The following is a 3,361-nucleotide window of genomic DNA, read 5'->3' on the forward strand; positions in this document are numbered from 1 at the left end:
TCATGAAATATCTTCTCGCCTCTTCTGCCACGGTTCATTACATGATACCAAGCATTCGGGTATTCTATTCTCAACGGCCTACTCATAAAACTAACCCTACACAAGCAAACCAAATGAGTCAAGAGCAGACTTGACCCCTAAGATGAGTCAAGAGCAGACTTGACCCCTAAGCTTGACCCCTAAGACATATCTTTATCCTTACGTAACAATCCTCAATCTATGGGTCCTACGCAGTTCTTCCCATAGCTTTTCTATAATTACAAAAGCGGCATCGCTTGCGCTAAGATGTTCATTTTCGGAAACATGGGAACATGACGCCAGCAACTCCAGGTTGGCGCCTTTGTGAAATAACTGATTTCTGATGTAAATACCCAGTGTCAGATTAAGCGAAGCCAGTTCATCTTTTGTTAAGTTGGCCATTGTGGTTCTATCTTTCAAAGGCATTTCCGTATTTAGTAGTTCAACGGCATCATTAACGGTTTTGGTATGAATCTGAGAAGAAGACGATCGGCCCTTTGGCGGGATTTGATAGAAGGAATCGAGCGTAAAGGTTCTATTTTCAACCTGGCTCAAATAATAAGCACTCTCAAGTATATCCATAGTAGCTTTGTATATTTTGGGATCTTCGCTGGCCTTTGGCCCCGTTATATTTAATATCTTTATTTGATGCAGCGATATCCATGAGTCGATTAGCTTTGCGGCTTGAAGGGCTTCAATTTGTAATAGATCTATGTGCAGTAACTGCCTTTTATGCTTCAATACCATTTTTCGGCTGTGATCTGAACCGCCGGTTAGGCTTCCGTGAGATATTATCAGCGTTCCGTCCGAATCTATTACATTCTGCTCGATTCGTTTTATATAGCTGGCAGTGGGCATTTCTTTCAATTTGTATTTGTCCGGGAGAGTGCCGCTTTGAGTTTTACGCCCCTTTTGAATCCATCCGCCATGAGGAATATCCAATTTTATGGCCACGTCAAGGGCGGCCTGGTCAGCGCCGATTTGACCACCGGACATTATTTTCTTTACCATTTTTTGATAACCGTACCGCCGGCATGGACAAAGGCCATACCGTCTCCTCGGAGGCGTTGCAGGATAAACCCCTCGCCGCCGATAAGCTCGTAATCGACTTCATGGCACATCATCTCTCCAGCAGCTTTTTTTGGTTCCTCCTCCATTATTTTCTCCTTATTTATAAATCTTCAGCCAAAGTGTTACCATAACGCCGGAAAAACCGAGTTAGATTTACAACTGACAACGGACAACAAACAACTGACACATTGAGTTTTAACTCAATTAGGGTCCAACGCCGTAGATGGGACTTTTTACGACGCCATCATTTGACATTGCGGACAGATATGGGTACCGCGTTGACCGACGACCATGCGCTCGACAATCGAGTTGCAGCGGTGGCAGGGAAGGTCCGTCCGGCGAAAAACCTTTAATTGATCGCGGTTGCGTCCCTTTCTTTTCGCAACGGAACAAAAATTGGGTTGGCCGGCTCCCAGGGTTGTTCCGAGGTTCTTCAAACCTTGTTTCAGTACTTTACAGATAGCCCGGTGCAGGGCTTTTATTTCCACTTTGGAAAGGGAAGATGCCATGCGGCAAGGATGAATTTCGGCTTCCCAGAGGGCTTCATCCACATATATGTTGCCTAATCCGGCGATAAAAGACTGGTCCAGCAGCAAAGGCTTTAACATACGTTTACGCAAATTGATGTGATCGGCCAAAACCCTGGCTGTAAAGCTCGGCGCAAGCGGTTCGGGTCCGAGATGGCCGATTATTTTTTCAGGGTCCCGGACCAGATAAAAGCGCCCGAATTTTCTGGTATCATGGAAACGCAATTGATATTGGTTCTGAAAGTGCAGAATTACATGCTCATGTTTGGATCGCGGCTGATCAGGCGCAACCCAATGCAGGCGTCCGGTCATGCGAAGATGGATCAACAGATGATCCGGGCCGGACAGGTCAAAAACGATGTACTTGCCCCGGCGCCGGATGTCTGTCACCTTTTTTTGTTTTATCCGTTGGCAGAAGATATTGGACGAAGGTCCTGAAATCGTGCGCGGCCACAAGACTTGAGCGCCGATGATGGTGGCTCCGATCAGGCCGGCTGCTTTGAGGTCGTTAACTATGGTTTGAACTTCAGGCAATTCGGGCATTTTTAATAATGTCTTCATCAAACCTAAAAAGATCCGGGTTAAGGTGCCGACCAGATGATCTCCTCCGTGTCATCTTTAAGCGTTACATTCGGCAAGCCTTCTTTGTCAAAGGCTATCAATATGCTGCCTTTGCCGCCCTTCAGCTTTAGTGTCGGCTCCGAATGCGCCAGGTCCAGAGTAGCACGGGGTGTATGGTTTTTATCATAAAAAGTCAATACCGGATTTTCGGGGGCTGCCGCAATGGCTATGCGTTCGTTGCCATTGCTGTCCAAAACACTTAACGTCTCGACCGTTATTTTATGGGTAAAGACTTGCGCTGAGCGCATTTCGTATTCAAGCTGTTTAAAACGAGAAATAACTACAGCTACAGCGATAAATATCACCATCGGCAATACCATTGCCTGAGCTTCCACGTTCAACTTTTCATAATATCCGCCCAGCAGCATTACAAAGAGGATGATCGCGGCTGGTTTCTTCCAATCTTTTTTATTTATCATCTATAACCCTCCTAATATCCGGAACATTTGAGCCTAATTGATTGTTTTGAAACCAGTTCATGAGAGATGCCGGCTAAACGCCTTTAAGCACATCAATCATCGAAAAAATCCTGCCCCGGACGTCAGCTTTAATTTTTTTATCGAGATATGAGACGGCATCCAGGGTACCCCGGGCATAGACATCACGGCCGTTGACATTATGGGTGAATTCAAACCGGACGGTTTTGTCACTTGAAGTCAGTGCATAGGTGTGCCACCCGTGACCTTCCAGAAATTCTGCGGGTATGCCCCATACGCTTTGTTGATTTTCGGGATCGCGTTCTTTGATAATATCCGTTTCGGTATAGGGTGTTCCCAGGCTGTTGAAATACCTGACCATGGCCTTGGCGGTTCCGCTGGTGTCGGCTTTGCCTTGCTGATGGCTTTCCTTGATTTCAAGATCGTAACCTTGGAATAGATTCGGAAAAGTTTGGGCCCCATATTCCATCATGGCCTGGAATCCGACGATCTGTTTGGCCATATTAGGCGCTATTACCGCCGGGATGGAAGATGCCGTGACCGTGTCTGCCAAGAGGTCCCTGTCACCGCCGGTGGTACCCATGACAAAGGGCAAATTATGCTTGCAATAAAACTCGGCATTGCTGTTGACCGCCGGAGGGAGACTAAAATCCACACTGATAAATGGGCCGCTGTTTTCTTTGATGG

5 protein-coding genes are annotated in these 3,361 nt (G+C 46.6%); all 5 read right to left on the reverse strand.

Annotated elements, in window-relative coordinates; genetic code table 11:
* Positions 1-198: 198 nt before the first annotated feature.
* A complete protein-coding gene (locus V3S16_RS10125; RefSeq protein ID WP_413884569.1) occupies positions 199-1,029 on the reverse strand; it encodes a putative molybdenum carrier protein in 831 nt (276 codons plus the stop codon).
* Positions 1,023-1,175 carry an AIM24 family protein gene (locus tag V3S16_RS10130; RefSeq protein ID WP_413884570.1) on the reverse strand — a complete coding sequence of 51 codons (153 nt, stop codon included), beginning with the start codon at positions 1,173-1,175 and terminating at the stop codon, positions 1,023-1,025. Before V3S16_RS10130 ends, V3S16_RS10125 begins: the two co-directional genes overlap by 7 nt.
* Before the next feature lie 147 nt (positions 1,176-1,322).
* Positions 1,323-2,177: a DNA-formamidopyrimidine glycosylase gene (gene mutM / locus V3S16_RS10135; RefSeq protein ID WP_413884571.1), complete on the reverse strand. Its 855-nt coding sequence runs from the start codon at positions 2,175-2,177 to the stop codon at positions 1,323-1,325.
* A gap of 20 nt (positions 2,178-2,197) precedes the next feature.
* Positions 2,198-2,656, reverse strand: coding sequence for a hypothetical protein (locus V3S16_RS10140; RefSeq protein ID WP_413884572.1), 459 nt, complete (start codon positions 2,654-2,656; stop codon positions 2,198-2,200).
* Between the two features lie 73 nt (positions 2,657-2,729).
* Positions 2,730-3,361 (reverse strand): dihydrodipicolinate reductase C-terminal domain-containing protein (locus V3S16_RS10145; protein WP_413884573.1); only part of this gene is annotated, 632 nt, incomplete at its 5' end.

It is taken from the genome of Candidatus Desulfatibia sp., from assembly GCF_036446775.1.
Lineage (GTDB): Bacteria > Desulfobacterota > Desulfobacteria > Desulfobacterales > UBA11574 > Desulfatibia_A.

What these genes read in the sequence shown, in the direction of transcription:
- V3S16_RS10125 (WP_413884569.1), bottom strand. Translation starts at nt 1,029, where the DNA reads ATGGTAAAGAAAATAATGTCCGGTGGTCAAATCGGCGCTGACCAGGCC.
- V3S16_RS10130 (WP_413884570.1), bottom strand. Translation starts at nt 1,175, where the DNA reads ATGGAGGAGGAACCAAAAAAAGCTGCTGGAGAGATGATGTGCCATGAA.
- mutM (WP_413884571.1), bottom strand. Translation starts at nt 2,177, where the DNA reads ATGAAGACATTATTAAAAATGCCCGAATTGCCTGAAGTTCAAACCATA.
- V3S16_RS10140 (WP_413884572.1), bottom strand. Translation starts at nt 2,656, where the DNA reads ATGATAAATAAAAAAGATTGGAAGAAACCAGCCGCGATCATCCTCTTT.